This is a genomic window from Vibrio lentus, assembly GCF_030409755.1.
Classification (GTDB): domain Bacteria; phylum Pseudomonadota; class Gammaproteobacteria; order Enterobacterales; family Vibrionaceae; genus Vibrio; species Vibrio lentus.
Map to the genome: position 1 here is coordinate 1,848,338 of NZ_JAUFQE010000002.1, position 25,903 is coordinate 1,874,240.

The window sequence follows — 25,903 nt, forward strand, 5'->3', positions numbered from 1 at the left end:
TAACAGCATTTGAGTCTTGTAAAAGTCAAGCAAACAGGAAATACCTGCCTTTCTCTTCCATGATTTTTAGTGCTTCTTCAATCACTTCTTCACTAATATTTTCCTGTAAAACCCTCTCAAGTCCATCCAGTCGTTCTTCTAGTTCATCGACATTTGCTGGATGATTGTCAATAGTGTCAGTCAATGAATCCAAAAAAGAAATATACTTATAGATCTGATATGGATGCTCTACTAGCTTACACGAGCCACATTCATAACATTTGTCATACTGGAAACAGGCTATATCCCCCCCCTCAGATACCTCCATTTTCTTTGCTTGAGCCTTTGCCAATTTATGCTCTTTGCCTGCAAAGTCTGGTTTACCATTGCAATGTGTTCCGTTGGGGTTTGTTTTGGGTTTGCCTTTCGCCAAATACTCGTCAAATGTTAATACATCCACTTTCCAGTCTTTCCTGACAATATCTTTTGCCAGCTCTAAATCCGCGCCCTTAGCAATTTCTTCTAGGATTTGTATAGACTGAGCAGTGATTTCATTGTTGCGTTCAGGGTGTCCGTTAACATACCTTGATTCAAATATCTCTTTGGAGTTCTGAAGCATTAAGCGAGCTGAATACTCATTACCTTGCAGATACTCATTGTCAGCATTAGTTAACCTGATACGTCTAGAGTTAAGTGATATAAAAAAATACGAAGTGCTAATGCCCAACATGCTCAGCAGCTCGCTATCAACAGGGTGCATATTGTAAGGCGTGGTTTCTTGTTTCCGTCCTTTGGGTAATAAATATGCTGGATTTTTGGCTGGCTCTATAGGCCGCTGGCTTTCTTCTTGTCCCGTAAGGTCAATATGTTCTCCAGTATATTGATTAATGCCTTTGGGGTTTCGCGTAAAGCGGTATGGAGAGTTCCTTTCAAACGCCAGTTCTTCCACCAATTTGACAGCGTCAATATGCTGCACTGGCACTTTAAATGTTATCTGTTTGCCATCAGTATCTTTAGTGGTAACTGTAACGATATTATTTTCATCTTTATCAGAGTACGTTAGTGGGATTGTAGCTGTTCGCAATGTATCACTCGTCATGCACTGTAAGATAGCTGTTGCTATACGATGAATTGCTAGAGTTCTCTGGTTAGTGCTTGGCTTATAATACTTGGTCTCATGTTTGATCACGTAGTGGTCATCAGCCAGAGTTTTCTTATATGTTTGCACCCTGTTATGCTTCACTAATTCAGTAAATGCTTCAGACAAACGGTCTATAAGTGACACCCTAATATCAGCGAACAGCTCAAGCTCCCTCGCAACTTCATCATGATCTGAACGAATAGCTAGCTCTACAACTTCTCCATCTTCATCAATATCATATATAAGCAAACCTTTTTCATCAGGATTAAAGGTGGCAGATAGTTCTTGAAGCATTAGTAAAAAAGCTATGCCATTTCGCTTGTCAATACTGGCTTCCAGTTCACCTTCATGGTTGGCGATTTCATTACTGAGCATGGACTGCACAACTTTATTGCCACGCCCTTTATAGGCTGTAATTCTCGCAAACTTTGATGACTTGCCCTCTACGCCTGATTTTGTAATGCTGATTGGACGACATACTCTAGCAACCACTGAATCGTTGAAAGAGGTGTAATGACAAAATATGTAATAAGCAATCTCCATACAGAAAGAAAACAACGCCCTTGGTGTTTTTTTTCGAAGGCAAAGCATTGATAAACCAGAAGGTGTATTAGTCTTCCCAAGAGACTCTATTACTAATTTATGCGCGAATTCTGTTGAATTTGAGAACGTAGTATCACCTTTAAACTCAGATATAAGCAAAGGAGCGATAATAAAGAACATTTCATTAAGCTTTTGAATTGATTCGGTATGTTCTCTAGGAGAGTAGGGGAAAGTAGGCTTCTTTGGTAATCCAGCTAGAGAGAATTGTTTTAATCCCTTATCCCAAGAAAATATATCCAGCCCCACTGACTTGAAAAAAACGTTTAACAACCGCTTTTTACCTGCTGCCGTTTTTTCAGAAATACCTAGCGGTTCACCATCTTCATACATGAACCTATGTGCTTTAGTTCTGCTGCCATACTCAACTAGCGTCCAAAGGAAGCCTTTTCGCGAAAAGTAAGCTCGATAACCAGCTTTGGAGAGAGGGTCGATATCCTTTTTGTCCAGATACTGTAAATAATGCCTAGCTGCCAAATATAAGTTCTTAGCTTGGCTGTATTGCTCAGCTCTAATGTTATCCAATATCTGAATTTTGAGCTTTTCAATATATTTATATTTGATACTGGTAGGCTTATACACATCCAGTTCAGTTAAAACTAGCGTTCTGGTATTGCCTCTATTTTGATATGAAACTTTGTCAGGTATTGATATCGGTTTAGGTGCTGTTAGTTCAGTGCCAAGAACATCAAGTATTGGACTTTTAGCCATTTGCCTTCTCCTATGCAGCCAATTTGTTGTGTCGTGACGCTATGTGCCTAAACGTTTCTTTATCCTCTAAAAAGCTAACGTAAGCTTCAGTTTCAGTATGTTTAGAATGCCCCATGAGCGATTGCAGCTCTCCTCTATGGAAGCTGTAGGGTAATTTGCTTTTTGAGGCTGTTCTGATCAGAAAATCTGTGGCAAACGTTGATCTAGTGTCATGAAATCTGTAGTACCAACTGGGGTGTTCCATCCTTATTTCAGCTCTGATTCCCGACCAAAATTTCTGGATTGTTTTCTTGCTATAATTGCCTGCTGAGTAAGAGCTAATGAATAATCGCGGATCATCATTAGATATATCATCATCTGACTTATTAATATTCTGCTCTGACTGGTCGTGTTCTAAATTTTCAGAATCCTTCTCATTTGCATCCTTAAGAGCCTGTGTTCGTATTGCAGATGATTTGTACTCAAAGAGCCGTTCCATTAGCTCCGTAGGTATCTCTGTTGTGCGGGTTTTGCTGTTCTTAGTTTCAACTCCTTCCTTGACATCTAGAACCAAAGAGCATGTTTCAGTATTATGCATAGGTTGGTAAATCGCACTCTCATTCAATGTGGCAATTTCATTGATTCTTAAGCCCCCTTTGATGCCAAGTTCAACCCATAGCTGTTGGGTTTCTGCCTGATAAAATTGCTTTTCTTTTCCAGAAGCACGATCTAACTTGCTGTTAAGGTATCGGTAGAGAATATCTTGATCTTCTTGCGTGATCGGCTTTAAAGACAAATGCCTCGGTATATCAATATCCTTGGGAAAGCCAGACATCAAGCTGTTGGTCTGGACTGTGATCATGGTGTTCTTCGTTATATGACTAAGCATCTCATTTTCACCAAGATCATCTCTTTTTTGTCTTGGTATACGTGTAGTCTTGAATTCCAAAGGCTTACGGGAAGAACTCCACTTCAAAATCGCCTCTTTATTCAAAAACTTGTAATAACGAGCAATAGATCTAGCATATGTTTTAGCTGTGCTTAGTGATAAATGACCTTTCTGGTATGCATTGTTTTTCACCAGAGCTTTAAGCACTTCACCAAACTGATGCACTACACCATCAGCAGGGTCTTTGAATACATCCCTATACGACTTGCCCTCACCATCGAGCCATCTAGCGAACATCAGGAGAGCATATGCATCTGACGCAATGGATTTTGTTGTCTTCGCTCGATCCCTAAGAAAAAGGTTTGCAGGAAAGTCTAAATGACCATCTCCCCTGACTAGCAAAGGCACTTTTTTTCTTGACTTTGTCAATCTGAAATTTGGATATTCATCGCCATCTTCTTGTTTCACCACAAGGTTGGGATAAAGACAAACTTCAAAGTAACCAAGTCTAATCTTGCACTCACCATAAGATTCAGCTTCATGCATAGTCATCATTTCCAAGAAAACCACCAACCTCAATATTACATCCAAGCATTTAAAAACCACAAGGCAGCAACAGAAAAGAAAGGCAAACAGTCTACTTTGGTCACATTTTGATGACCTACTTTTGATAAGCAACTTTACGCATTAAATTTTACTTATGTGTAAAGTTGTAAGGAACACGAAAATGGATGACTGCTTGCGTAACAGCAGCACAAGATAGACAAACACTACTGTTCTCTAGGTGCGATAACCAACTGGAAACAGAGGGGGTAAGGTGTCTCCACGTAAATTAGCTGCAATGGTTGATATCTCACACACAGCCGTAGCTCTTGGCTTTACCTTTGGCTAAGGGAGTTACGATGGAAGATGTAGAAGAAAAAAGTGAAATAGCTAGGGCGTGTTGATCTTTGCTGTACATTTCGCGTTCAACAATACATCGGTAACCACATTAACATGAATGCCAGCGATAACATGCTGGCATAATTCCTTTCTAGCTTGTCATATCTAATTGAAATAGCTCGATAATGCTTAATTCTCCCAAAGGCATTTTCGACCAAGTGACGATACTTGTATAGACACCAATCCATACTGTCTTTGTCTATATCTTGTCCGTAATTGCGTTTAGCAATTACTGTTTCTCCGCCACGTTCCTTAACAAAAATGCGGAAAGGTTCGCTGTCATATCCTTTATCACAAACGATGGTATTCACTTCATCGAGTTGCTCAACTAAGCTTTCGGCATGCACTATATCGTGGCGTTGTCCTTCTGATAAATCAAAGCAAATCGGCAGGCCACCACTATCCACGGCTAAGTGAATTTTGGTTGAGTTGCCCCCGCGACTTTTTCCTATTTGCTCTGAGCTTTCAGTCGCTGCACCTGTACTATGCTGATGCGCTCGAACTATAGAGCCATCAAGAAAGACCCATTCAAAATCTGCCATGCTAGATAAGCTTTTGAAAAGTTTATCTAAAACCCCTTTCTTTGACCAAAGATTAAATCGTCTGTAAACGGTACTCCACTCTCCGAACTCAGAGGGCAGATCCCGCCAAGGAATGCCTGTTCTCATTCGATAAAGTATTCCTTCAAATGTCATTCGATGTTCAGTTTTATCGTAAATACGACCCGTACTTTTCATAACTTGGAGTAGCAGTTCCCAGCGAATATCAGTTAGCATTGTTCTTGGCATGGTATTGGTTATGGTTTTACTTTTGGCGAAGCAAATTATAACTCTTTACCATGCTGTTCAAAAAACACTCACGAAAGATCAACACGCCCTAGTAATCTATGTTCGGAAAGCACTGTTAAACAGGAATCACCCTTTCTATAAAGATGCATTCCTGAGTCCAGTAAAAAGCCCATAATATCTTTACTATCAATTCGTTAGTAAAGCCCCTTCCCTAACAACCATGCGAACAAGATCACATGACTAACCTTTAGAATAATATTATATTGTTTACATAATACAGCAAGAAGAGAAACCAAAAAATGCTAAAAGGATTTATGTCTCTATTTGAAGATAAGTTTTCTAAACAAAATATCTTGGCGCAATTAGACAAAGATATCGCTTCTGGAGAGGGATTTTGGACAAGATTCAACCAGCACGATTTTGACATAAGTAAAACTAAGGAAGGGGATGATTTCAAATCAATAGTTCTTGTTCACATTAACTCCGCGATACTTGAGTATTGGCTTATCGAAAATAACTACGTTGAACCTCTACTAAGAAAGCAAAGGCAGCTAACATATGTTGATGAGTATGGAGATAAAAATACAGATGATTTTGACAAGGAAATTGATAAATTTGTAAAAAAAAGAAGGTACTCCATTGAAGACTACGTATATCAATCAGCTCCAAACTATTACAAAGAACTTGCTAAGTCATTTGACGGTGAGATCTATTTATTTACTGATGACTTAAGTGACTTACTATTAGGGATGAGTAGCGCTGTCTTTTCCGTGCTTTGGGATGCAGCAGAGACCTCAAGTGATACAGATAACTACCAAGAAGATAACGATGATATTACACCATATGAGTATGAGAAACTGATATCACAAAGACTTACTGAGCTAGGTTGGGACTCTTACGCTACTAGCGGCTCAGGAGATCAAGGAGCAGATGTACTAGCTGAAAAATATGGCGTTAGTATGGTAGTCCAGTGCAAAATGTACTCAAAGCCTGTAGGAAACAAAGCTGTTCAAGAAGTTTCTTCCGCTAGAGATTACTATGAAAAAGATCTCGCACTAGTAGTAACAAATAATGACTTTACCAAGTCTGCACGCCAGTTAGCTGACTCTCAACAAGTTTACTTGTTACATGACTCTCAGATTGAAGAATTCGATTCGCTCCTGTTCGCAGAAGAGCAGTAGTTAGCTGCCCTGTCAGAACTCACAATAAGGAGATAATATGAATTTTTCCGATTTCTCAGTCATAGGTTTAATTGTTCTTGCGGTACAAGCTATCATTCTGGCGATTTATACTGGATATCTTAAGAATGGGTATCTCCCAGAAAAAGGGAAACTACGAGCTTTAGCAGAAGAAAATGAAGATATACGCGAGAGACTAATTAAGAATACAGATATTGTGGAAAGCATACGTGACGATTTAGCAAACAAGTCATGGGCAATGCAGCAGGTATGGGCAGCAAAGAAAGCTTCATACGACCAAGTATGGAAGAACCTTCTAGATATGAAAGAGTATGTTTCTGACCGTATGGCCGTAGATGGCTCATACTACGAAATCTTCATAAACAACTGTGGCTATTCTGGCATTGATGAAGACATGTACCCAGAAGAGCAAGTCAAAGACTATTATGAAACTGCTGACCAAGAAATTAAATTGGAAAAGGAAAAATTCAATCGAAAATACAATACTGAACAGTATGTTTCAGAGCTGGAACTAAAAAAGAAGCAGTATATCAAAAACCTGAATATATCCATCAATAACATAGAGTTACAGTCTATATACTTATCTCCTGATATAGCAAAGGTAAGCTCCTTCCTGAAAGAACTAGTTTCACACCAATTCAAAGATAACTCATATACATGGGAAAACTCTGAACAAGGGAGCCTCTCTATGTGGGAATGGTACGAGCACATATTAGAAGAGTATGAAAGGCTATCGAACGAGATAGATCAACAAATGCTGTACGTTAAAAACCTCGCGAAGCAGGAACTACATCTTTGAGCAAAGAACTCTGACACTTATTTATTCAATTAATTCATAGCACTGACACGCACTAGACTTAACCATTTAAATGTGTCGCTTCGCCCCAACTTCAAAGTTGGAATGCAATTATCCGCGAACAGAGGTAAAACTCTCAACAGATAACAATGACTTGTACTGAGTGGCTCTGCTAGTCCTCAGAACAAGGATACAGCATGGATCTAGCCAGTGTGTATTTGGCGGTAAGAGTCGCAACGGCAATCGTTGTGCTAGTCACTTCTTGCGTAAAACTTTACAAAGAGCTGCGTAAGTAAACTATAGGTCAAATGAAAATCAAAACTTACCCTTAACGGGTCTCAGGACAACCAAAGTGAGTTAGTCTTGAATACATCGAAAAATAAATCTTAAATTAGTAGCGTCTTCACCTCGCATGATTGCCGAGTTTGGCGCTCTCCTCATAAAAACGAGAACTCACATTCAGAAAGAATAGCAGCGGTCATATTGCGCCAATTATGTGTAAATAATTCAGCCTCGTGTTGATCATGCAACTACCTCCACCGTACAGTGGTGAAGCCATCCATTTTCAACCAAGCTTCCAGCTTGAAATGTTCGATTCGAGGCATAATTCCACAGAAATAGATTTCCACTTACACTTTTTACACCTGTAATCACATGTAAAGTTCTAAGGTCGGATTCAACCTCTGGTTGCTCAACTATAGATTTCTTTTTTTGTTTTTTATCTTCCAAAAAACAGAAAGTCATCATTTTTTCGAGAAAACCTCCACTTTTTTCGTGAATTTCAAACCCCCAACTTTACACCTTAACGTTAACGTTCTTAACCGCGAAACTCTTGAAGACGCAGTTAAGCACCCAGAGAAATACCCTCAGCTAACAATCCGTGTATCTGGTTACGCTGTACGCTTCAACTCTCTGACTACAGAGCAGCAAGCTGACGTAATCGCACGTACATTTACTGAATCTCTATAAGCTCACGCTTAATAGACAAGTAAAATGATATTAGCCCCGCCAATGTGCGGGGCTTTTTTATATCACCCAGAAATTTATTATTTCGTCTTCACTATACGAAACGTCAGATTGAGCAAAAAAACCCGTCATCTATTCACTTTTTTTTCACACCTAAACTCTAATTACGGTACTATCTTGGTTCATAATTTAAGAGTAACTGCTCCATGAAATACCTGCGTTGTTTACCCCTGATCCTTCTCTCTTTTTCATCTTTAGCATCTGAGCGTTCTACGCTAACTTTTGCTTTAGATAATGATGGTATTTTTGGTGTCGACCAAGACTATACCAATGGCTTATTTCTGGGTTACACATCGTCAAGTATTACGCCATACAATTGGGTGAAACCATTGAGTCTTTCCTACTGGGGCGCAAGCTCTCTAGATAAATGGGAAATCACCATTGGCCACAAGATGTATACGCCTTCTGATATTGAGTTAGAAACGCCATCGGCTAATGACCGCCCATACGCAGGTTACCTACATACAGAATTTAACTACATCAGTTTGAACCCACAACAAGCCCAACGTTTTAACATTACCTTCGGTACCACAGGCGAACGTGCGCTGTCTGAAGATGCTCAAAAGTTGGTTCACTCGATCACAAAATCAGATGAGCCTATGGGTTGGGAATATCAGGTTGATGATGAGTGGGCGGGGAGCGTTGGTTATTTAAGTCATTTCAACCTAATGCGTAATCAAGCATTGGCGAATACTGACTACGAGATCTCTAACGTTTCAGAGATCAATGTGGGTAACTTTAGAAGTGATATCTCGACTGGCTTTATGTTCCGTTGGGGCACTGACTTAGGCGGCAACTTTGGTGCAGCTAACATCAGCACTGAAAACCCATTTAAAGCTGGCATGATTGGCGCATCTAATACGGGTTGGTTTACCTATGCTGGCCTTGAAGGACGTTACCGATTTAACGACCTAACAATCGAAGGTGATCGTTCAGGTGTCGACGAATACGCCAATAAAAATAGCCAAGATCCAGCTATCTACGACGTAACGTTAGAGAACATCCAAGCGACAGCCGTACTGGGTTTTGCTTGGTATAACCAATATGTTGGTGCCTCTTTCGCGCTAACGGCCAAAACGCCTGATTACGAAGAAGCGAAAGAATCAATGTACACCACTGGCGGCATCACCATGTTTGCATTCTTCTAGCCACCAGCAAGGGCTTTCGTCCTTAACTTTTCAAGTTTAACAAAGGCAATCATCTTCACAGGTGATTGCCTTTATTTTTAAAGACCTCGTTACCATTTGACCCTATTTTATGTACCGTTTTTGTAATAAAATAAACGGTATAAATTCCTCTACGAGAATAGCTCATGTCTACAACTGGTCGCATTCACTCATTCGAATCTTGTGGTACCGTCGATGGCCCTGGTATCCGCTTCATCGTGTTTCTTCAAGGCTGCTTAATGCGTTGTATGTACTGCCATAATCGCGATACATGGGATCTTCATGACGGAAAGGAAGTAACGGTCGAAGAGATCATCAACGAAGCAAAATCATACCGTCATTTCATGAAAGCCTCTGGTGGTGGTATCACCTGTTCTGGTGGCGAAGCGATGCTACAACCTGAGTTTGTTCGTGACTTTTTCCGCGCAGCTCAAGCCGAAGGCATTCACACCTGTCTTGATACTAATGGCTACATTCGTAAGCACACAGAAGTGATTGATGAAGTACTCGAAGCCTCTGATCTAGTGATGCTTGATCTTAAGCACATGCGAGATGAGATTCACCACGATTTCATTGGTGTATCGAATAGACGTACTCTGGATTTTGCACGCTACCTACACAAAATCGGTAAGAAGACTTGGATTCGTTATGTGATTGTTCCTGGCTACACGGATACGCCTGAAGATGCTCATCTTCTTGGTGAATTCATCAAGGATATGGATAACATCGAGAAAGTAGAACTGCTTCCATACCACAAACTTGGTGCTCATAAATGGGAAGCTCTGGGTTACGACTACCCGCTTGAAGGTACAAACCCGCCAAGCAAAGAGAAAATGGACGAGATTGTTGCCGTTCTTAGTCAGTACCATTCAAACGTAAAATACTAATTTAGACTTACGTTAATAGTGATTTCAAACGCCTCAATTTCGATTGGGGCGTTTTCTTTTTTGGTTAAAACAATCCTTTCACTTTTCTTTACAACTTTTGTTTATCAATTCAAAAAATCATATTAAATCCGTGTTGAGATCATGTTTCCACTCGTAGGAATGCTGTTACTCTTACTGCAACAAAAGAATATAACATTTAGTTTTTTAGTGAGGCTCCTCCCATGGAAATGACCAATGCTCAGCGTCTAATTCTATCAAATCAATATTACCTAATGTCTCAAATGGATCCTGAGAACTCAGCTAAATACCAACGTCTACAAACGGTTGTAGAGCGTGGTTACGAACTTCAAATGCGTGAACTGAACAAAGAATTTGGTTGTTTGACTGAAGCAGAATGTCGCGAAGTTATCGACATCATGGAGATGTACCATGCCATGCAAGAGTCGAACAAGATGCTAGCAGAACAAGAGCGCGCTGAAGTTGATCAACGCCGCCTGCAGTTCCTAGGTTTTGATATCGCTTCTGAAGCACAAATCGTACATTACGTACGTTTCCTTGTTGATTCTGAAGGTCTTTACCCTCAATTCGACAAAGCAGATCACCACTTCAATAGCCAAATGCCAATGCTAGAGAAATACCGCCGCATGCTAACAACATGGCGTAATTGCCCTCGTCAGTACCACCTATGTGCGACAGAGCTTTCTCAAATCTTTAGCGCTTAATACGTTAATACATAAGCTTTAAGTTGGCTTATCACAGTTTCGAAAAAAGGGTTACTCATGATGAGTAACCCTTTTTTAATGTTCGTGTATAAACAGACAAACCAAAGTAATTAGAAGACGTAAGCAACACCGACGTTTGCAGCCATGTTAATGCCACTTTCAAGTATTGGGCTGTTCTCAATATCACCTTCAAGGTTGGTATAACGAACACCGCCGGTTACTCGGATATTTGGCGTCACATGCAAATAACCACCTAAGCCAATAAAGTACTGACCATCCCAGTCTGCATCGAACTCATTCAAATTAGTTCTCGCCGCTTCTGCTGAACTCACCCCGTACAAGTGATTATTCAAACGCTCACTGTTATAGGCATAGCCAATAGAAGGGGTAATCGCCCAACCATTGCGACGAATAGGTAAACGCCATGCCGCTTCTGCATAGATGCCATTGTGTCTAAACCCTAAGTCAGAGCCAGCTGTCGCTTCAAACATCCCCACCAAGGTGATCACTTGGTAGCTGATACCACCTAACACTGATGCTTTACGTTCATCTAATTTTTGAATATCAACGTTATCAGAATCACCCGGCTTTAATGTTCTCGAATCATAAACCGCTCGAAACACAATATTCTGTGGAGAACCAGCAGGAAGTAAGCGATAACCTGCACTGAATCCACGCATGAAAAAGTGCTCACCTTCATAACCAATCATAGGGATCACAGCACGGTTTGACGGTGTATCTTTATAGACAGCAGGAGAATAAGAAGCGGCGACGCCCAGTGACCACTGTGAGATTTTTGCATGTGTTGCTGTCGAAGCCAGTAACGCAGCACTGATAGCCACTATTTTAAACCCATTATTCTTCACTACATCTACCTATTTATTGAGCAATTTTTGATAACGCCGCGCATTATATGGTACTTCATTCTAGGAAATCAATAGAGCTCAGTTATACATCTAATACACATAAATCTAGTATGGGTATTATTAAGCGACCTAAAATCACAAAACAAACGGCTATATCCTCTCGAATGTAAAATAATTGGATTCTACACGCCTCAAGTTGCCTATTGCTCTCACTACGTTTTTCACACGCAAAATTGTAAATAAATACATAATTGTTAAGCAAAATTGTGGAAGCGGGTCTAATCTTAAAATGTAGGGAGAGCCTATTTTTCAATCGCTCATCAGTTTTGACTGGTTAACAAGGGGAATGTGACTATGAGTATTTTTGACCACTATCAATCACGTTATGAAGCAGCCAAGGAAGAAGAGCTCACATTGCAAGAGTTCTTAGGGCTGTGTAAAGACGATAAAAGTGCTTACGCTAACGCTGCTGAGCGCTTACTACTGGCCATCGGCGAACCGGAGGTTATAGACACCGCTCAAGACCCCCATCTAAGTCGTATTTTCTCGAACCGTGTCATATCGCGTTACAGCGAGTTTAAAGATTTCTATGGCATGGAAGATGCGATTGAACAGATTGTTTCTTACCTAAAACACGCTGCACAAGGTTTAGAAGAACGTAAACAGATCCTTTATCTACTTGGCCCTGTGGGCGGTGGTAAATCTTCTCTTGCTGAAAAGCTAAAAGCACTGATGCAAAAACTGCCAATCTATGTGCTGTCTGCTGATGGTGAGCGAAGCCCAGTAAATGATCACCCCTTCTGTCTGTTCGACGTAAACGAAGATGGCGATCTTTTGAAGCAAGAGTACGGAATAGAGAAGCGCTACATCCGCTCTATCATGTCACCTTGGGCTGCAAAACGCCTCCATGATTTCGGTGGTGATATTTCTAAATTCAAAGTCATCAAGCTGCGTCCTTCGATTCTCGACCAAGTTGCGATCGCGAAGACAGAGCCGGGTGATGAAAACAACCAAGATATCTCTTCACTTGTAGGTAAAGTCGATATTCGTAAACTTGAGCACTTCTCTCAAGATGATCCGGATGCCTACAGCTACTCTGGTGCACTGTGTAAAGCCAACCAAGGTGTGATGGAATTTGTGGAGATGTTCAAGGCGCCAATCAAAGTCTTGCACCCTCTACTTACGGCAACACAAGAAGGTAACTTCAACGGTACCGAAGGGCTTTCCGCTCTGCCGTTTGATGGCATGATTTTGGCTCACTCGAATGAGTCAGAGTGGCAAACATTCCGTAATAACAAGAACAACGAAGCCTTCCTTGACCGTGTGTACATTGTAAAAGTCCCTTACTGTCTACGCGTCTCTGAAGAAGTGAAGATCTACCAGAAATTGCTTGAGCACAGTGAACTCTCAAATGCACCATGTTCACCAAGTACACTCGCTCTGCTATCGCAATTCAGCATCCTTTCGAGACTGAAAGAGCCTGAAAACTCTTCTCTGTTCTCAAAAATGCGTGTTTACGATGGTGAGACTCTAAAAGACACCGATCCAAAAGCGAAGAGTTACCAAGAATACCGAGATTATGCTGGCGTTGACGAAGGCATGTCTGGACTATCAACGCGTTTCGCCTTTAAGATTCTGTCTCGCGTGTTCAACTTCGACCAAGCCGAAGTGGCGGCAAACCCGGTTCACTTGTTCTACGTTATTGAACAACAGATCGAACGTGAGCAGTTCCCTCAAGAAACCGCTGAGAAGTATCTTGAGTTCTTGAAAGGATACCTAGTACCGCGTTACGTAGAATTCATTGGTAAAGAAATTCAGACCGCTTACCTAGAGTCTTACTCTGAGTACGGACAGAATATCTTCGACCGTTACGTCACTTACGCTGACTTCTGGATTCAAGACCAAGAGTACCGTGATCCAGAAACCGGACAGCTATTTGACCGTGCTTCTCTGAATGGTGAACTTGAGAAAATCGAGAAAACAGCTGGTATCAGTAACCCTAAAGACTTCCGAAATGAGATTGTGAACTTCGTGCTTCGTGCCAAAGCCAACAATAACGGTCAAAACCCAGTTTGGACGAGCTACGAGAAACTGCGCACTGTGATTGAGAAGAAAATGTTCTCCAACACAGAAGAGCTACTTCCTGTTATTTCGTTCAATGCTAAGACCTCAACGGATGATCAGAAAAAACACGACGACTTCGTTGCTCGTATGATGGAAAAAGGCTACACCGAGAAACAAGTGAGACTGCTATCCGAGTGGTACCTAAGAGTTCGTAAATCCTCATAACCAAACTGTACTGAGCTGTTCAAGTGAGCAGCTCGTACAAACCAATAACTCTTACAACCTATAAAAGTAGGATCGCGACATCAGCTGAGAGGGAGTTCTTATGGCACAATTTATCGATCGGAGGCTCAATGGCAAAAATAAGAGTGCTGTAAATAGACAGCGCTTCTTAAGACGCCATAAAGAGCAAATCAAAGAATCTGTGGCCGATGCAGTTAACCGACGCTCAATCACCAATACTGAAACGGGTGAAGACGTTACTATTCCTCATAAAGACATCAAAGAGCCTAGCTTTCATCAAGGCCAAGGCGGCGTAAGAGAACGTGTTCATCCAGGTAATGACCAGTTCATCACGGGTGACAAGATCGAACGCCCTAAAGGTGGTGGTCAAGGTGGCGGTTCAGGTCAAGGTGATGCGAGCCCTGATGGCGAAGGCCAAGACGAATTTACTTTCCAAATATCAAAGGATGAGTACCTAGACATTCTCTTTGAGGATTTGGCACTCCCTAATCTTGAAAAAAATCAGGTCAACAAAATCACTGAATGGAAGATACACCGCTCCGGTTACCAAAGTGCGGGGATTCCATCCAATATCGCTATTGTCCGCTCTCTACAACAATCTCTCGCTCGAAGAACGGCGATGACGGCGGGCAGAAAGCGTGAATTAAATACTCTAATGGAGCAGCTCGACCAAGTTAAAATGACTGAGCCTGCACAACCCTTTGAAGAAACACGTCTAAAAGAAGAGATCGCCGAACTGCGTAAACGCATTGAGAGCGTGCCATTCATTGACACTTTCGATTTACGTTACAAAAATTACGAGAAGCGCCCTATTCCATCCAGCCAAGCGGTAATGTTCTGTCTAATGGATGTATCGGGCTCAATGGATCAAGCAACCAAAGACATCGCTAAGCGCTTTTATGTGTTGCTCTACCTGTTCTTGAACCGTACTTATGAAAACGTCGATGTAGTGTTTATTCGTCACCATACTCAGGCTAAAGAAGTCGACGAACATGAGTTCTTCTACTCGCAAGAAACTGGCGGCACCATCGTTTCTAGTGCACTGAAACTAATGAAAGAAATTGTCGCAGATCGTTATCCTGCTAATGAGTGGAATATCTACGCAGCACAAGCTTCTGATGGAGATAACTGGGCTGATGACTCGCCTCGCTGTAAAGAATTGCTGGTCAATACACTATTGCCGACTTGCCAATATTACTCTTACATCGAGATTACGCGCCGTTCACACCAAACGCTTTGGCACGAGTACGAGAAGCTAGAAGCGAGCTTCGATAACTTCGCCATGAAGAACATTAAAACGGTGGATGATATTTTTCCTGTGTTTAGAGAACTGTTCCAGAAAGAGACAGCGTAAGGGGGCTTGCCATGACAGCGAAATCAAACGTTGCAGAAAAAGACAAAGCGACACAGAAGAGAAACGACAAGATGCTGCCTGATGGTCCAGATTGGACGTTCAACCTCTTAGAGCAATATCACGTAGAAATTAAGCGTGTGGCGCAGCATTACCGCTTAGACACTTATCCGAACCAGATTGAAGTGATTACCTCTGAGCAGATGATGGATGCTTACTCCAGTATTGGTATGCCCATCAATTACAACCACTGGTCTTTTGGTAAGAAGTTCATCCAGACAGAACAAAACTACAAACACGGCCAAATGGGCTTGGCGTACGAAATCGTGATCAATTCAGATCCGTGTATCGCTTACTTAATGGAAGAGAACACGGTCACCATGCAGGCGCTGGTAATGGCTCACGCTTGTTATGGCCACAACTCTTTCTTTAAAGGCAACTACCTGTTCCAAACTTGGACTGATGCAAGCTCGATTATCGACTATCTATTGTTCGCGAAAAAATACATTACTGATTGCGAAGAAAAATACGGTGTAGCTGAAGTCGAGAAACTTCTCGATTCTTGTCATGCTCTCATGAACTACGGCGTAGACAGATACAAACGCCCAGAGAAGATTTCCATTGCGGAAGAAACCGCAAGACAAGAAGAACGTGAAGCGTATCTGCAATCTCAAGTGAACGAACTTTGGAGAACGGTTCCTCAGAACAAAAGTAAGGAAGAAGAAACCAAGATACGTTTCCCTAGTGAACCTCAAGAAAACATTCTCTACTTTATTGAGAAGAACGCCCCACTGCTTGAACCTTGGCAACGTGAGTGTGTTCGTATTGTTCGCAAGGTAAGCCAATACTTCTATCCTCAGAAACAAACTCAAGTAATGAATGAGGGCTGGGCAACCTTCTGGCATTACACCATTCTTAACCACCTTTACGACGAAGGCTTGGTGAGTGATAAGTTCATCTTAGAGTTCCTACACAGTCACACCAGTGTGGTTGCTCAACCCGCCTACAACAGCCCTTATTTCAGTGGGATAAATCCTTATGCACTTGGCTTTGCGATGTTTAGAGATATCCGACGCATCTGCGAAGAGCCCACCGATGAAGATAAAGAGTGGTTCCCTGAATTAGCCGGAAGTGATTGGTTAGAAGCCGTGCACTTTGCGATGCACAACTTCAAAGATGAAAGCTTCATCAGCCAATACCTTTCTCCAAAAATCATTCGTGACTTTAAGCTGTTCTCAGTACTCGACGACGACCGTAAAAATACCATTGAAGTCAGTGCGATTCACGATGATCCTGGCTATCGCCTGATTAGAGAAAAGCTCGCGGCGCAGTACAATCTAAGCAACCTTGAACCGAATATTCAGGTGTTTAATGTCGATGTTCGTGGTGATCGCTCAATGACACTGCAATATGTGCCTCATGACCGTATCCCGCTAGATAAAGGCTACGATGAAGTATTAAAACATCTTTATCGCTTATGGGGCTTTGATGTGATTTTGGAAGAGCTCAAAGACACAGGTCATAGAGAAATATTGACCACCTGTCCGAAACGAAATGATTATGGAGCCAAGATTTAATGCTAATCACAATAAGTAAGTGATTGGTATAAGACTCCGCTCCCCCTACAACATAGTGGTTAAACCCGCTCGGAAGTGGAGCAATAAAAAAGCGCATAAGTCTGATGACTTATGCGCTTTCTTTTTTAAGGCTCAAACATCTTCAACAGGTACTAAACCTAGAACTAGATATTAGAGGCAAAACTAAATAAGCTTAAACAATCGGCTTTTGACCGCGTTCAATCAGCTTCATCAGCACGCTGTCTGCAGATTTACCTGCAACGCCTGCTAGCTTATCTGACAGTTTTTTCTTTTGTACGTAGTGAATCGCTAGAACCGTCTTGTCCTTACATGCCGCTACGACTAAATCATCAGAAGTGCTAATCTCATCCACCAGCCCAAGTTCATGCGCTTGTGTACCAAACCAGTGCTCACCCGTTGCTACTTTTTCAAGATCTAGCGCAGGTCGATGGTCACGAATGAAGTCCTTAAACAAACCATGAGTTTCCTCTAGCTCTTCTTTAAACTTCTCGCGTGCTTTATCACTGTTCTCACCAAACATAGTAAGCGTGCGTTTGTACTCACCTGCCGTTAGCTGTTCGAATTCAATGTCGTGCTTTTTAAGCAGTTTGTTGAAGTTTGGCAGTTGAGCGATAACACCAATAGAACCAACAATAGCAAAAGGTGCAGATACAATTTTGTCTGCGATACATGCCATCATATAACCGCCACTTGCTGCGACTTTGTCTACCGAGATAGTCAGAGGCAGACCTGCTGCTTTGATACGATCAAGCTGAGAAGATGCCAAACCATAGCCGTGAACCATACCACCGCCAGACTCAAGCTTAAGCAACACTTCGTCACCTTCGCGAGCCACAGCCAAAACCGCCGTCACCTCTTCACGTAGAGAAGCCACTTCTTTAGCATCAATGCTGCCGTTAAAATCAAGAACGAAGAGGTGTGGTTCACGCTTGCTATCAAGCTCACCCTCTTTCGCTGCTTTCTTCACTTCTTTGCCACGTGATTTTACTTTTTCTTTTTCCGCTTTCTTTTCTGCTTTATCACGTGCTTTGATGAAAGCATCATCATGCAAATGGTGCTCTAGTTGTTCAATCGTTTGTTTGTGGTGCTCAGATAGGTTCGTGATTTCCAGCTCACCTTTAATTGCGCTTGATTTTCCACCCACAGATTTAGCTATCACTAAAATTGCAATGATGGCGATTACAACGGTCGCAATCTTGGCTAAAAACAAGCCGTAGTCCAACAAAAATTCCAATGTCATATCCCCTATTGTATGAATTAGTGTATTGTAACCATCTTGTCACGATTACCAAGAATTTCTCATCATTCCTGCGGTTATCTGTGTGATTAAACATCAATGGAATGACGAACATAATAAAAGAAAGAAGGATAAGCACAGTGGATTACCCAATCTCTACAGATGCCCTCAAAGATAAAGTAATTTTGGTTACAGGTGCCGGTGCTGGCATTGGTCGCCAAGCCGCACTAAGTTTCGCTCAACATGGTGCGACTGTTATTCTGTTAGGCCGCAATGTCAAAAACCTTGAATTAATTTACGACGAAATCGAAAGCGCTGGTTACCCACAGCCTGCGATTATCCCATTGGATTTAAAAGGTGCGACAAAACAGAACTACATCGACATGGCTGAAACCATTGAATCACAGTTTGGTCGTTTAGATGGTCTACTGCATAACGCAGGTGTACTTGGCACGCTAAGTCCATTTGATCAAATCGATGAAGAGACGTTTGATGGCGTCATGCAAATCAACGTTAAAGCTGAATTTCTAATGACTCAAGCGTTACTGCCTGTCATTAAGAAAGCGGAAGCGGGTCGTATTGTCTTTACCTCTTCAACGGTTGGTCACTCTGGTCGTGCGTTCTGGGGCACTTACGCGATTTCAAAGTTTGCTACAGAAGGCATGATGCAGATCTTAGCCGATGAGCTTGAAGGTACCGATATCCGTGTTAATGCGATTAACCCAGGCGGTACTCAAACACGCATGCGTGCAAAAGCGTACCCAGGTGAAGATGCGAACAAACTAAAAACGCCACTCGACATCATCCCGCTGTATCTACACTTAATGAACCCAAGTGTGACAGACATTCATGGCCAATGTATCGACGCTCAACCTAAGTAGTTGATATTATAACCAATAACAAGAAGTCGCTTTAATAGCGGCTTTTTTTGTATATAAATCAACCATCTAGCAGTTGGTTCACCGAATTTTCGTCATTTCTCTTTGCATCTTTTTCATTGTTAAATATACTGTATAAATATACAGGTATTTAATTATGCATGAACTAATAAAAAACTTACAAGACCGCCAGTTAATCTGGAAAGGATTACAATCAACAACGCAAGGAAGTACCACTTCGACAGGCTATCCTCAATTGGATAAACAGCTTGATGGAGGCTTCCCGACGCACGGCGTTATTGAGGTTGAATCACAACAAGGGATCGGCGAACTTCGTCTACTCACGCCTTATTTAGCTCAACAAAACTCACAGAAATTGGCCATTTTCATCAATCCACCAGGGAAGATCTGTGCTGAGTATTTCAACGGCCAAAACATTCCACTAGATAACATCCTAGTCATCCAACCTCAACGTGATCTCGATGCATTGTGGGCCGCAGAGCAGTGCCTCAAAAGTGGTGCCTGCCATTGTGTTTTGCTATGGGGAGCGGATCTAGAAATACACCAAACCAAGCGCCTGCAAGCGGCAAGCGAAACGGGCAAGTGCCTGCAGTTTCATTTTAAAACCACCAGCCATAATCAGTTATCCCTACCCGTATCTTTAAGCATGAAGCTGTCTTCTCACACCCAAGGGTTAAAGGTTGAAGTCACGAAAAGAAAAGGCAGCTGGTCGTATGGCAGCTTTGTTCTGGACATGAGCCAGAACTGGCCGTTACTCACAGAAAAAGTCATCAATGAAAACAATTCGACTCACGCTTTGTCTGGTAACACAGTGCTGGCTTTTCCTATTGCGAATCAAGGCTAACGTATGCTGTGGCTGTATCTGCATTTCTCATCCCTACAATTGGACACCTTATTTAACTCTAATGAATTGGGTTCGAACGAAGAATCACACAATCAGCCTCTTATCATCGTCGATGAGAAAGATCATCGTGTGCTGCAAGCTAACCAAGCCGCGTTGCAATCGGGTATCACACTCGGCATGGGGCTAGGGTCTGCGGCCGCGCTTTGCCATAACTTACACGTCCACCCTTACAGCATTGAGCTAGAAAAAAGTAAGCTGAAAGAGATTGCTCAATGGGCCTATCTGGTCACTTCTGATATGGCGTTGTTGCCACCCAATGGTTTGTTGATTAAAGCCTCTAACATGCTGTCGCTTTACGATGGGCTAGATAACTACTGGCATGAACTCAAAAGCCATTTAGAAACGCTCAATATCCAGTTCAGCTTTGCTACAGGTTATTCGCCGCTTTCTGCAATCCTTTTAGGCAAACAATCCATCAACCAAGCGACGAACAATGTTCAACAGATGAAGGCTTGGGTTAACCAACAAGCTCTGAGTTCAAGCGAGCTAGCAACTAAGCAAGTTGAGCGCCTGAATCGTGTTGGTATCAATGTCGTAGAAGACCTATTAAAGCTGCCTTTGCAAGATGTCGCGCGCCGCTTTGATATCGACTTGGTGAACTATGTGGGTCGTCTTAATGGGCAGTTCAAGCACCCGATTGATTTCTATCACCCACCAGAGAGTTTCCAACAATATTTGGAGCTGTTGTTTGATATTGAAAACATCCTATTCATCGAAAAGCCTTTACTGAAATTGCTGAATCAGCTCGAATGCTTTTTGAGGTTACGTGACCGAGTGGCTTTCGAGTTAACGCTGACTCTGCATCTTAGGGATAAAGACGACCATCATGTCTCTTTTTATTCAGCACAGGGTGATTATCTTGCTGTCAAATGGGCGAACCTAACGCATCTAACCTTAGAGTCACTGAAGATAACAGCACCCGTACAGGGGCTGACTCTCTCTTTGATTCGTCATGGAGAACCGCAAGTCGCCTACTATGATCTTTTTGATGGTAATACCGGAACGCTTGCTTCGTTAGATTTGCTCTCGCTGCTTCAAGCAAAGCTTGGGCAAGCTTGTATTCGAACACCGAAAATACAGCATGACCCAAGACCAGAGAAGGCCAACCAATATTCACTACCGACACTGGGAAATACGGTAAAAAAGGGACAAATTTCCCAAGAGGCCACGCAACAAACTGCGACAACTCCCAGCATCAACCAACAGCGACTCAGACCGAGTATTCTACTTCCCGTCCCCGAAGCCTTAACCGAGAGTGTCACTTTATCTCAAGGCCCTGAACGCATTGTTTCTGGATGGTGGGATGGCGAGAAAATCATTCGTGACTACTTTATTGCTCACAGTGAAAACGGCCGCTGGCTATGGGTATTCAGAACACCCGATAAACAATGGTTTTTGCACGGCTTATTTAGCTAGTCTGTAAGAAAGTCAGTAAGACAATTTAGTCGCTCACTCCGTACGACTTACTGACGATTTCAACGTCCCTTTTCAATCATGTTCACTCGCAATGGTTAAGTGAGATTACGTTATGTCTCAGCAATACTCAGAGCTCTTCTGCCAAAGTAATTACTCCTTTCTAGAGGGAGCTTCGCATGCGGAAGAGCTTGTTTTACAGGCCGACTTTTTACGCTACAAAGCACTCGCTGTTACAGACGAGTGCTCGGTGGCGGGCATCGTTAAGGTTCACTCTGCGATCAAGCAACATAAACTGTCGCTCAAGCAAATTGTCGGGAGCATGTTTTGGTTAAATGAAGAGTGCCAAGTTGTCTTGTTATGTCCGAATAGAAAAGCCTACGCCGAGCTGTGTCGTATTATTACCAATGCGAGACGTCGTAGCAGCAAAGGACATTATCAGCTCTCTGAGTGGGATATCATGTCGGCTAAACACTGCTTCATTCTTTGGCTTCCTCAACAGAAAAATGAAGACGCACATTGGGGGCAATGGCTTTCTCAACACCACTCCGGTCGATTATGGATTGGCTTACAACGACACCTAAAACAAACCGACCAGCAGTACACGGATTACTGTGTTGAGCTGTCACAACATCACCAACTGCCGATTACTGCCTGTGGTGGCGTGCTGATGCACAACGCTAATCGCTTACCCTTGCAGCATTCACTCACTGCGATCAAGTGCCAACGTCCGATTACTGAAGTGGGTAGTCACTTACTCGCCAATGCCGAGCGCTGTTTACGCAGCATCAATAAGATCTCTCATATATTCAAAGCTGAGTGGCTAGAAGAGAGCAACCGAATCTCTGAGCTGTGCGAATTTGATTTAGACAGCTTGCGCTACGAATACCCGAGCGAGCTGATACCTCAAGGTGAGACACCCATGAGTTATCTACGCATGTTAGTCGAGAAAGGAAAACGAGCTCGCTTCCCGCAAGGCGTGCCTAACGACATTCAACAAATCATAGAGAAAGAACTGGGGCTGATTGACGAGCTTGACTACCCTTTCTTTTTTCTCACGATCCACGACATCGTCATGTTTGCCAAAAGCCAAGGGATTCTTTACCAAGGTCGAGGTTCAGCGGCCAATTCCGTGATCTGTTACTGCTTAGAAATCACCTCTGTCGACCCAAGACAAATCTCAGTGCTATTTGAACGCTTCATCAGTAAAGAACGTGATGAGCCGCCGGATATTGATGTCGATTTTGAGCATGAGCGCCGTGAAGAAGTCATCCAATACATCTACAAAAAATACGGTAGAGAACGCGCAGCACTTGCCGCCACTGTCATTTCATATCGCTTTAAAAGCGCGGTCAGAGATGTCGGCAAAGCATTAGGGCTACAGGAAACCCAGCTTGATTACTTTATTAAGAACACCAATCGCAGAGACAAAAGCTTAGGTTGGCAAGCACAATTAACTCAATTAGGACTACAACCTGATTCGTTGAAGGGGCAACAGTTTATCCATTTGGTTAATGAAATCATTGGCTTTCCACGTCACCTGTCTCAGCATGTTGGTGGCTTTGTGATCTCTTCTGGGCCTTTGTATGAATTGGTTCCCGTTGAGAATGCGGCAATGCACGATCGAACCATTATTCAATGGGATAAGGATGATCTAGAAACCTTAGGCTTGCTGAAAGTCGATGTGCTCGCGCTTGGTATGCTTTCTGCGATTCGTAAATGTTTTGACCTTATCAAACACTTCCATGGACGCTCTCTCTCTATCGCTGAGATCACTCGTCTTAAGGACGATCCTCAGGTTTACGGCATGATTCAACGGGCAGACACGGTCGGTATCTTCCAAATTGAGTCACGAGCGCAAATGAGCATGCTACCAAGGCTTAAACCGAGGACTTATTACGACTTGGTGATTCAAATCGCTATCGTACGTCCAGGGCCTATTCAAGGCGATATGGTTCATCCGTTTCTAAAACGTCGAGACGGTATTGAGCCAATCAGTTATCCGTCTAAAGACGTGGAATCGGTACTGTCGCGCACCTTGGGTGTACCTATCTTTCAAGAGCAAGTGATTAAACTCGCGATGGTCGCTGCAGGGTTCACAGGTGGTGAAGCGGATCAGCTCAGACGCGCGATGGCCGCTTGGAAAAAAAATGGCAACGTCTTTAAGTTTAAAAACAAGCTTATCGAGGGCATGCAAAAGCGTGGCTATGAGACAGAATTTGCCGAACAGATCTTTAAACAGATATGCGGCTTTGGCGAGTACGGCTTTCCTGAAAGCCACTCGGCTTCATTTGCAGTATTAGCGTATTGCTCAGCTTGGTTGAAATGTTACTACCCAGAATGTTTCTACGCATCTTTACTGAATAGTCAGCCTATGGGTTTTTATAGCCCCTCACAGTTGGTACAAGACGCACAACGGCACAATGTGGCGGTTCTTCCGGTATGTGTGAACGCCTCACAAGACAACCACACTGTCGTCGCTCATCAAAATGGTTTGGCTATTCGCTTAGGGCTACGACAAATCAAAGGCCTAAGCGAGCATGGTATTCAAAGCGTGCTCGCCAATCGCCCACATTTAGGGTATCGCCATCCTAGTCAGGTAAAACAACTATCGATCAATAAAAAAGACATCGAGCTGCTCGCCTCGGCTAATGCGCTGCACAATGTTTCAGGTGATCGTTTCCAAACTCGTTGGGCACTCATGGACTCCGCTTCTGACCTACCTCTATTTCGTCAGGCTTATGACAAGATAGAACACGCCTTGCATAAGCCAAATGAGATGCAGGATCTATTGGAGGATTTCACCAGCGTTGGCGTATCGTTAAACAAGCACCCTATCACCTTGCTAGAAGAATCGAACCGACTTGGTCGATTCACCCATATGAAAGACTTAAAACAACAAAGACACAAATCCATGGTCACGGTTGTTGGATTGGTCACTGGCAAGCAATCACCCGGTACCGCAGCCGGTGTCACCTTTGTCACATTAGAAGATAACACAGGCAATATTAACGTTGTGGTATGGGGAGCCACTGCACGCGCACAGCAGCAAGCTTATCTGACAGCGAAGGCTTTAAAGGTTCAAGGAGTCTTAGAGAAGGAAGGCGAAGTCGTGCATGTGATTGCGGGGAAACTTATCGATATAACTGATGAAATTGTTGGCTTGAACACCAAATCTCGAGATTTTCATTAGCGATTCAAATAACCCTTTCATAAACGCCAGAAAAGGAAAAGGGAGGCATCAGCCTCCCTTCAATTCAAATCGTTGAGTTATGACTCAACTTCAGCTTCCGTACGTCTTTTCTTAAATTCCCTATATAGTAATAAGCTCAAAGTCATTACGACTTTTGAAGTCAACCATATCATTAAGAGGAACTACCTTAGATTGTGAGTGAAAAGTTACGCTAGTAGTTGAGCATATTTTGTTAAGAAAAATATGCTCCGTCAATATTAGCAAACGTTTTCCATAAGGTCACTCAAAACAAACCGTACAGCTGCATTAATTATAAAATCTGGCGCATTCGCTCTTGAGTCACTTCAACCAAGAGATCCGGTTGGAATTTAGAAATAAAGCGGTTACACCCTACTTTCTCAACCATGGCTTCATTAAAACTTCCACTTAATGAGGTATTTAGCGTGATAAACAAGTCATGCATTCTAGGGTCAGTACGCACTTCATGAGTCAGTTTATAACCGTCCATTTCAGGCATTTCGGCATCGGTGATCATCAGCAGTATTTCTTGATTGATGTCTTTGCCTTCGTCACACCACCCCTTCAGCAGATTAAGCGCTTGTAGGCCATCGCAACATTCAATAATGTTCAAACCCAGTTGCGATAAGGTGCCTTTGATCTGATTGCGCGCGGTTGAAGAGTCATCAACGATAAGCACACTACGCCCAACCATTTCATTAGCAAGCTGCTCATCTAAAACACCGTCAGAAATCGAAACGTCATAATCGATGATTTCAGCGAGTACCTTTTCAACATCAATGATCTCAACGATCTTATGTTGCTCTTCTTCTTGAATGTGCGTGATAGCAGTTAAGTAGTTTGCACGACCCGTTGTCTTTGGCGGCGGCTGAATTTCAGTCCACGTCGTATTCACGATATTACGCACTTGTCCAACCAAGAAGCCTTGTACGGTTCGGTTGTATTCGGTGATGATTAAGTTATTTTCTTGAGTCTCATCACGAGATGGCGGGAAGCCAATCGCACTACGTAAATCAATAACAGGCACCGATTCACCACGCAAAGAAGCCACGCCCGTAATATGATGGTGGGAGCCCGGTAAGCGGGTTAACACTGGCACTTTTAGGACTTCTTTCACTTTAAATACGTTAATCGCAAATAGTTGACGACTATTTAAGCTGAATAACAAGAGTTCCAGACGGTTTTCACCGACTAGTTTGGTTCTCTGATCAACCGAATTTAAAACGCCAGACATACAACACCTTAGTGACAAATAATAACTGAGGCTACAATAGCCTACTTCAATAGGTTAA

Annotated in this window: 19 protein-coding genes; 13 read left to right on the top strand and 6 right to left on the bottom strand. The window is 42.6% G+C overall.

The window, feature by feature from the left end; translation table 11 throughout:
* Positions 1-25: 25 nt before the first annotated feature.
* The 3 genes from QWZ07_RS16635 to QWZ07_RS16645 all read right to left on the bottom strand — a co-directional run bounded on the left by QWZ07_RS16635 (position 26) and on the right by QWZ07_RS16645 (position 5,029).
* On the bottom strand, positions 26-2,431 hold the full coding sequence (locus tag QWZ07_RS16635; protein WP_192852870.1) for a hypothetical protein: 2,406 nt from the start codon (positions 2,429-2,431) through the stop codon (positions 26-28).
* A 10-nt stretch (positions 2,432-2,441) separates the two neighbouring features.
* Positions 2,442-3,854, bottom strand: coding sequence for a tyrosine-type recombinase/integrase (locus tag QWZ07_RS16640; protein ID WP_225998424.1), 1,413 nt, complete (start codon positions 3,852-3,854; stop codon positions 2,442-2,444).
* Between the two features lie 413 nt (positions 3,855-4,267).
* Positions 4,268-5,029 carry an IS5 family transposase gene (locus tag QWZ07_RS16645; protein ID WP_192854765.1) on the bottom strand — a complete coding sequence of 254 codons (762 nt, stop codon included), beginning with the start codon at positions 5,027-5,029 and terminating at the stop codon, positions 4,268-4,270.
* Between the two features lie 314 nt (positions 5,030-5,343).
* Between QWZ07_RS16645 and QWZ07_RS16650 the strand changes: the two genes are divergently transcribed.
* The 6 genes from QWZ07_RS16650 (at position 5,344) to QWZ07_RS16675 (ending at position 10,825) form a co-directional block, all read left to right on the top strand.
* Entirely contained in the window at positions 5,344-6,210 is an 867-nt protein-coding gene (locus QWZ07_RS16650; RefSeq protein WP_192853697.1) for a restriction endonuclease, read from the top strand.
* Positions 6,211-6,247: 37 nt separating this feature from the next.
* The gene (locus tag QWZ07_RS16655) at positions 6,248-7,027 is read left to right on the top strand and encodes a hypothetical protein (protein ID WP_192853696.1); all 780 of its coding nucleotides are present in this window, start codon (positions 6,248-6,250) and stop codon (positions 7,025-7,027) included.
* Positions 7,028-7,735: 708 nt separating this feature from the next.
* The gene (locus QWZ07_RS16660; protein ID WP_353959759.1) at positions 7,736-7,993 is read left to right on the top strand and encodes an autonomous glycyl radical cofactor GrcA; all 258 of its coding nucleotides are present in this window, start codon (positions 7,736-7,738) and stop codon (positions 7,991-7,993) included.
* A 203-nt stretch (positions 7,994-8,196) separates the two neighbouring features.
* On the top strand, positions 8,197-9,198 hold the full coding sequence (locus QWZ07_RS16665; protein WP_102514165.1) for a lipid A deacylase LpxR family protein: 1,002 nt from the start codon (positions 8,197-8,199) through the stop codon (positions 9,196-9,198).
* Between the two features lie 164 nt (positions 9,199-9,362).
* Positions 9,363-10,103: a pyruvate formate lyase 1-activating protein gene (pflA, locus tag QWZ07_RS16670; RefSeq protein WP_102278160.1), complete on the top strand. Its 741-nt coding sequence runs from the start codon at positions 9,363-9,365 to the stop codon at positions 10,101-10,103.
* 221 nt (positions 10,104-10,324) lie between these two features.
* Entirely contained in the window at positions 10,325-10,825 is a 501-nt protein-coding gene (locus QWZ07_RS16675; RefSeq protein ID WP_017111072.1) for a YfbU family protein, read from the top strand.
* 110 nt (positions 10,826-10,935) lie between these two features.
* Here the strand turns inward: QWZ07_RS16675 and QWZ07_RS16680 are convergent, their stop codons facing one another.
* Positions 10,936-11,691 carry a MipA/OmpV family protein gene (locus QWZ07_RS16680; RefSeq protein WP_017111073.1) on the bottom strand — a complete coding sequence of 252 codons (756 nt, stop codon included), beginning with the start codon at positions 11,689-11,691 and terminating at the stop codon, positions 10,936-10,938.
* A 354-nt stretch (positions 11,692-12,045) separates the two neighbouring features.
* Here QWZ07_RS16680 and QWZ07_RS16685 point away from each other — a divergent pair, with 354 nt between their 5' ends.
* From QWZ07_RS16685 to QWZ07_RS16695, 3 genes are all read left to right on the top strand, one after another.
* Complete coding sequence (locus tag QWZ07_RS16685) at positions 12,046-13,980, top strand: PrkA family serine protein kinase (protein ID WP_029223565.1); 1,935 nt, start codon at positions 12,046-12,048, stop codon at positions 13,978-13,980.
* A gap of 100 nt (positions 13,981-14,080) precedes the next feature.
* Entirely contained in the window at positions 14,081-15,352 is a 1,272-nt protein-coding gene (locus QWZ07_RS16690) for a YeaH/YhbH family protein (protein WP_017107264.1), read from the top strand.
* 11 nt (positions 15,353-15,363) lie between these two features.
* On the top strand, positions 15,364-16,926 hold the full coding sequence (locus QWZ07_RS16695; protein ID WP_065103239.1) for a SpoVR family protein: 1,563 nt from the start codon (positions 15,364-15,366) through the stop codon (positions 16,924-16,926).
* Positions 16,927-17,119: 193 nt separating this feature from the next.
* On the opposite strand, the gene sohB is transcribed toward QWZ07_RS16695, so the two are convergent.
* Positions 17,120-18,181 carry a protease SohB gene (gene sohB, locus QWZ07_RS16700; protein WP_009849001.1) on the bottom strand — a complete coding sequence of 354 codons (1,062 nt, stop codon included), beginning with the start codon at positions 18,179-18,181 and terminating at the stop codon, positions 17,120-17,122.
* Positions 18,182-18,324: 143 nt separating this feature from the next.
* Between sohB and QWZ07_RS16705 the strand changes: the two genes are divergently transcribed.
* The 4 genes from QWZ07_RS16705 to QWZ07_RS16720 all read left to right on the top strand — a co-directional run bounded on the left by QWZ07_RS16705 (position 18,325) and on the right by QWZ07_RS16720 (position 24,593).
* Positions 18,325-19,065: a YciK family oxidoreductase gene (locus tag QWZ07_RS16705; protein ID WP_009849000.1), complete on the top strand. Its 741-nt coding sequence runs from the start codon at positions 18,325-18,327 to the stop codon at positions 19,063-19,065.
* Between the two features lie 154 nt (positions 19,066-19,219).
* Positions 19,220-19,927 (top strand): translesion DNA synthesis-associated protein ImuA, encoded by a 708-nt coding sequence (gene imuA, locus QWZ07_RS16710; RefSeq protein ID WP_192853695.1) that lies wholly within the window; start codon positions 19,220-19,222, stop codon positions 19,925-19,927.
* Positions 19,928-19,930: 3 nt separating this feature from the next.
* A complete protein-coding gene (locus QWZ07_RS16715; RefSeq protein WP_192853694.1) occupies positions 19,931-21,403 on the top strand; it encodes a Y-family DNA polymerase in 1,473 nt (490 codons plus the stop codon).
* A gap of 112 nt (positions 21,404-21,515) precedes the next feature.
* Positions 21,516-24,593 carry an error-prone DNA polymerase gene (locus tag QWZ07_RS16720; RefSeq protein WP_192853693.1) on the top strand — a complete coding sequence of 1,026 codons (3,078 nt, stop codon included), beginning with the start codon at positions 21,516-21,518 and terminating at the stop codon, positions 24,591-24,593.
* 310 nt (positions 24,594-24,903) lie between these two features.
* Here the strand turns inward: QWZ07_RS16720 and QWZ07_RS16725 are convergent, their stop codons facing one another.
* On the bottom strand, positions 24,904-25,845 hold the full coding sequence (locus QWZ07_RS16725; RefSeq protein ID WP_017107271.1) for a chemotaxis protein CheV: 942 nt from the start codon (positions 25,843-25,845) through the stop codon (positions 24,904-24,906).
* Positions 25,846-25,903: the final 58 nt, after the last annotated feature.

What these genes read in the sequence shown, in the direction of transcription:
- QWZ07_RS16695 (WP_065103239.1), top strand. Translation starts at nt 15,364, where the DNA reads ATGACAGCGAAATCAAACGTTGCAGAAAAAGACAAAGCGACACAGAAG.
- QWZ07_RS16725 (WP_017107271.1), bottom strand. Translation starts at nt 25,845, where the DNA reads ATGTCTGGCGTTTTAAATTCGGTTGATCAGAGAACCAAACTAGTCGGT.
- QWZ07_RS16640 (WP_225998424.1), bottom strand. Translation starts at nt 3,854, where the DNA reads ATGATGACTATGCATGAAGCTGAATCTTATGGTGAGTGCAAGATTAGA.
- QWZ07_RS16675 (WP_017111072.1), top strand. Translation starts at nt 10,325, where the DNA reads ATGGAAATGACCAATGCTCAGCGTCTAATTCTATCAAATCAATATTAC.
- QWZ07_RS16645 (WP_192854765.1), bottom strand. Translation starts at nt 5,029, where the DNA reads ATGCCAAGAACAATGCTAACTGATATTCGCTGGGAACTGCTACTCCAA.
- QWZ07_RS16665 (WP_102514165.1), top strand. Translation starts at nt 8,197, where the DNA reads ATGAAATACCTGCGTTGTTTACCCCTGATCCTTCTCTCTTTTTCATCT.
- QWZ07_RS16715 (WP_192853694.1), top strand. Translation starts at nt 19,931, where the DNA reads ATGCTGTGGCTGTATCTGCATTTCTCATCCCTACAATTGGACACCTTA.
- QWZ07_RS16635 (WP_192852870.1), bottom strand. Translation starts at nt 2,431, where the DNA reads ATGGCTAAAAGTCCAATACTTGATGTTCTTGGCACTGAACTAACAGCA.
- QWZ07_RS16720 (WP_192853693.1), top strand. Translation starts at nt 21,516, where the DNA reads ATGTCTCAGCAATACTCAGAGCTCTTCTGCCAAAGTAATTACTCCTTT.
- pflA (WP_102278160.1), top strand. Translation starts at nt 9,363, where the DNA reads ATGTCTACAACTGGTCGCATTCACTCATTCGAATCTTGTGGTACCGTC.
- QWZ07_RS16690 (WP_017107264.1), top strand. Translation starts at nt 14,081, where the DNA reads ATGGCACAATTTATCGATCGGAGGCTCAATGGCAAAAATAAGAGTGCT.
- QWZ07_RS16685 (WP_029223565.1), top strand. Translation starts at nt 12,046, where the DNA reads ATGAGTATTTTTGACCACTATCAATCACGTTATGAAGCAGCCAAGGAA.
- QWZ07_RS16650 (WP_192853697.1), top strand. Translation starts at nt 5,344, where the DNA reads ATGTCTCTATTTGAAGATAAGTTTTCTAAACAAAATATCTTGGCGCAA.
- QWZ07_RS16655 (WP_192853696.1), top strand. Translation starts at nt 6,248, where the DNA reads ATGAATTTTTCCGATTTCTCAGTCATAGGTTTAATTGTTCTTGCGGTA.
- imuA (WP_192853695.1), top strand. Translation starts at nt 19,220, where the DNA reads ATGCATGAACTAATAAAAAACTTACAAGACCGCCAGTTAATCTGGAAA.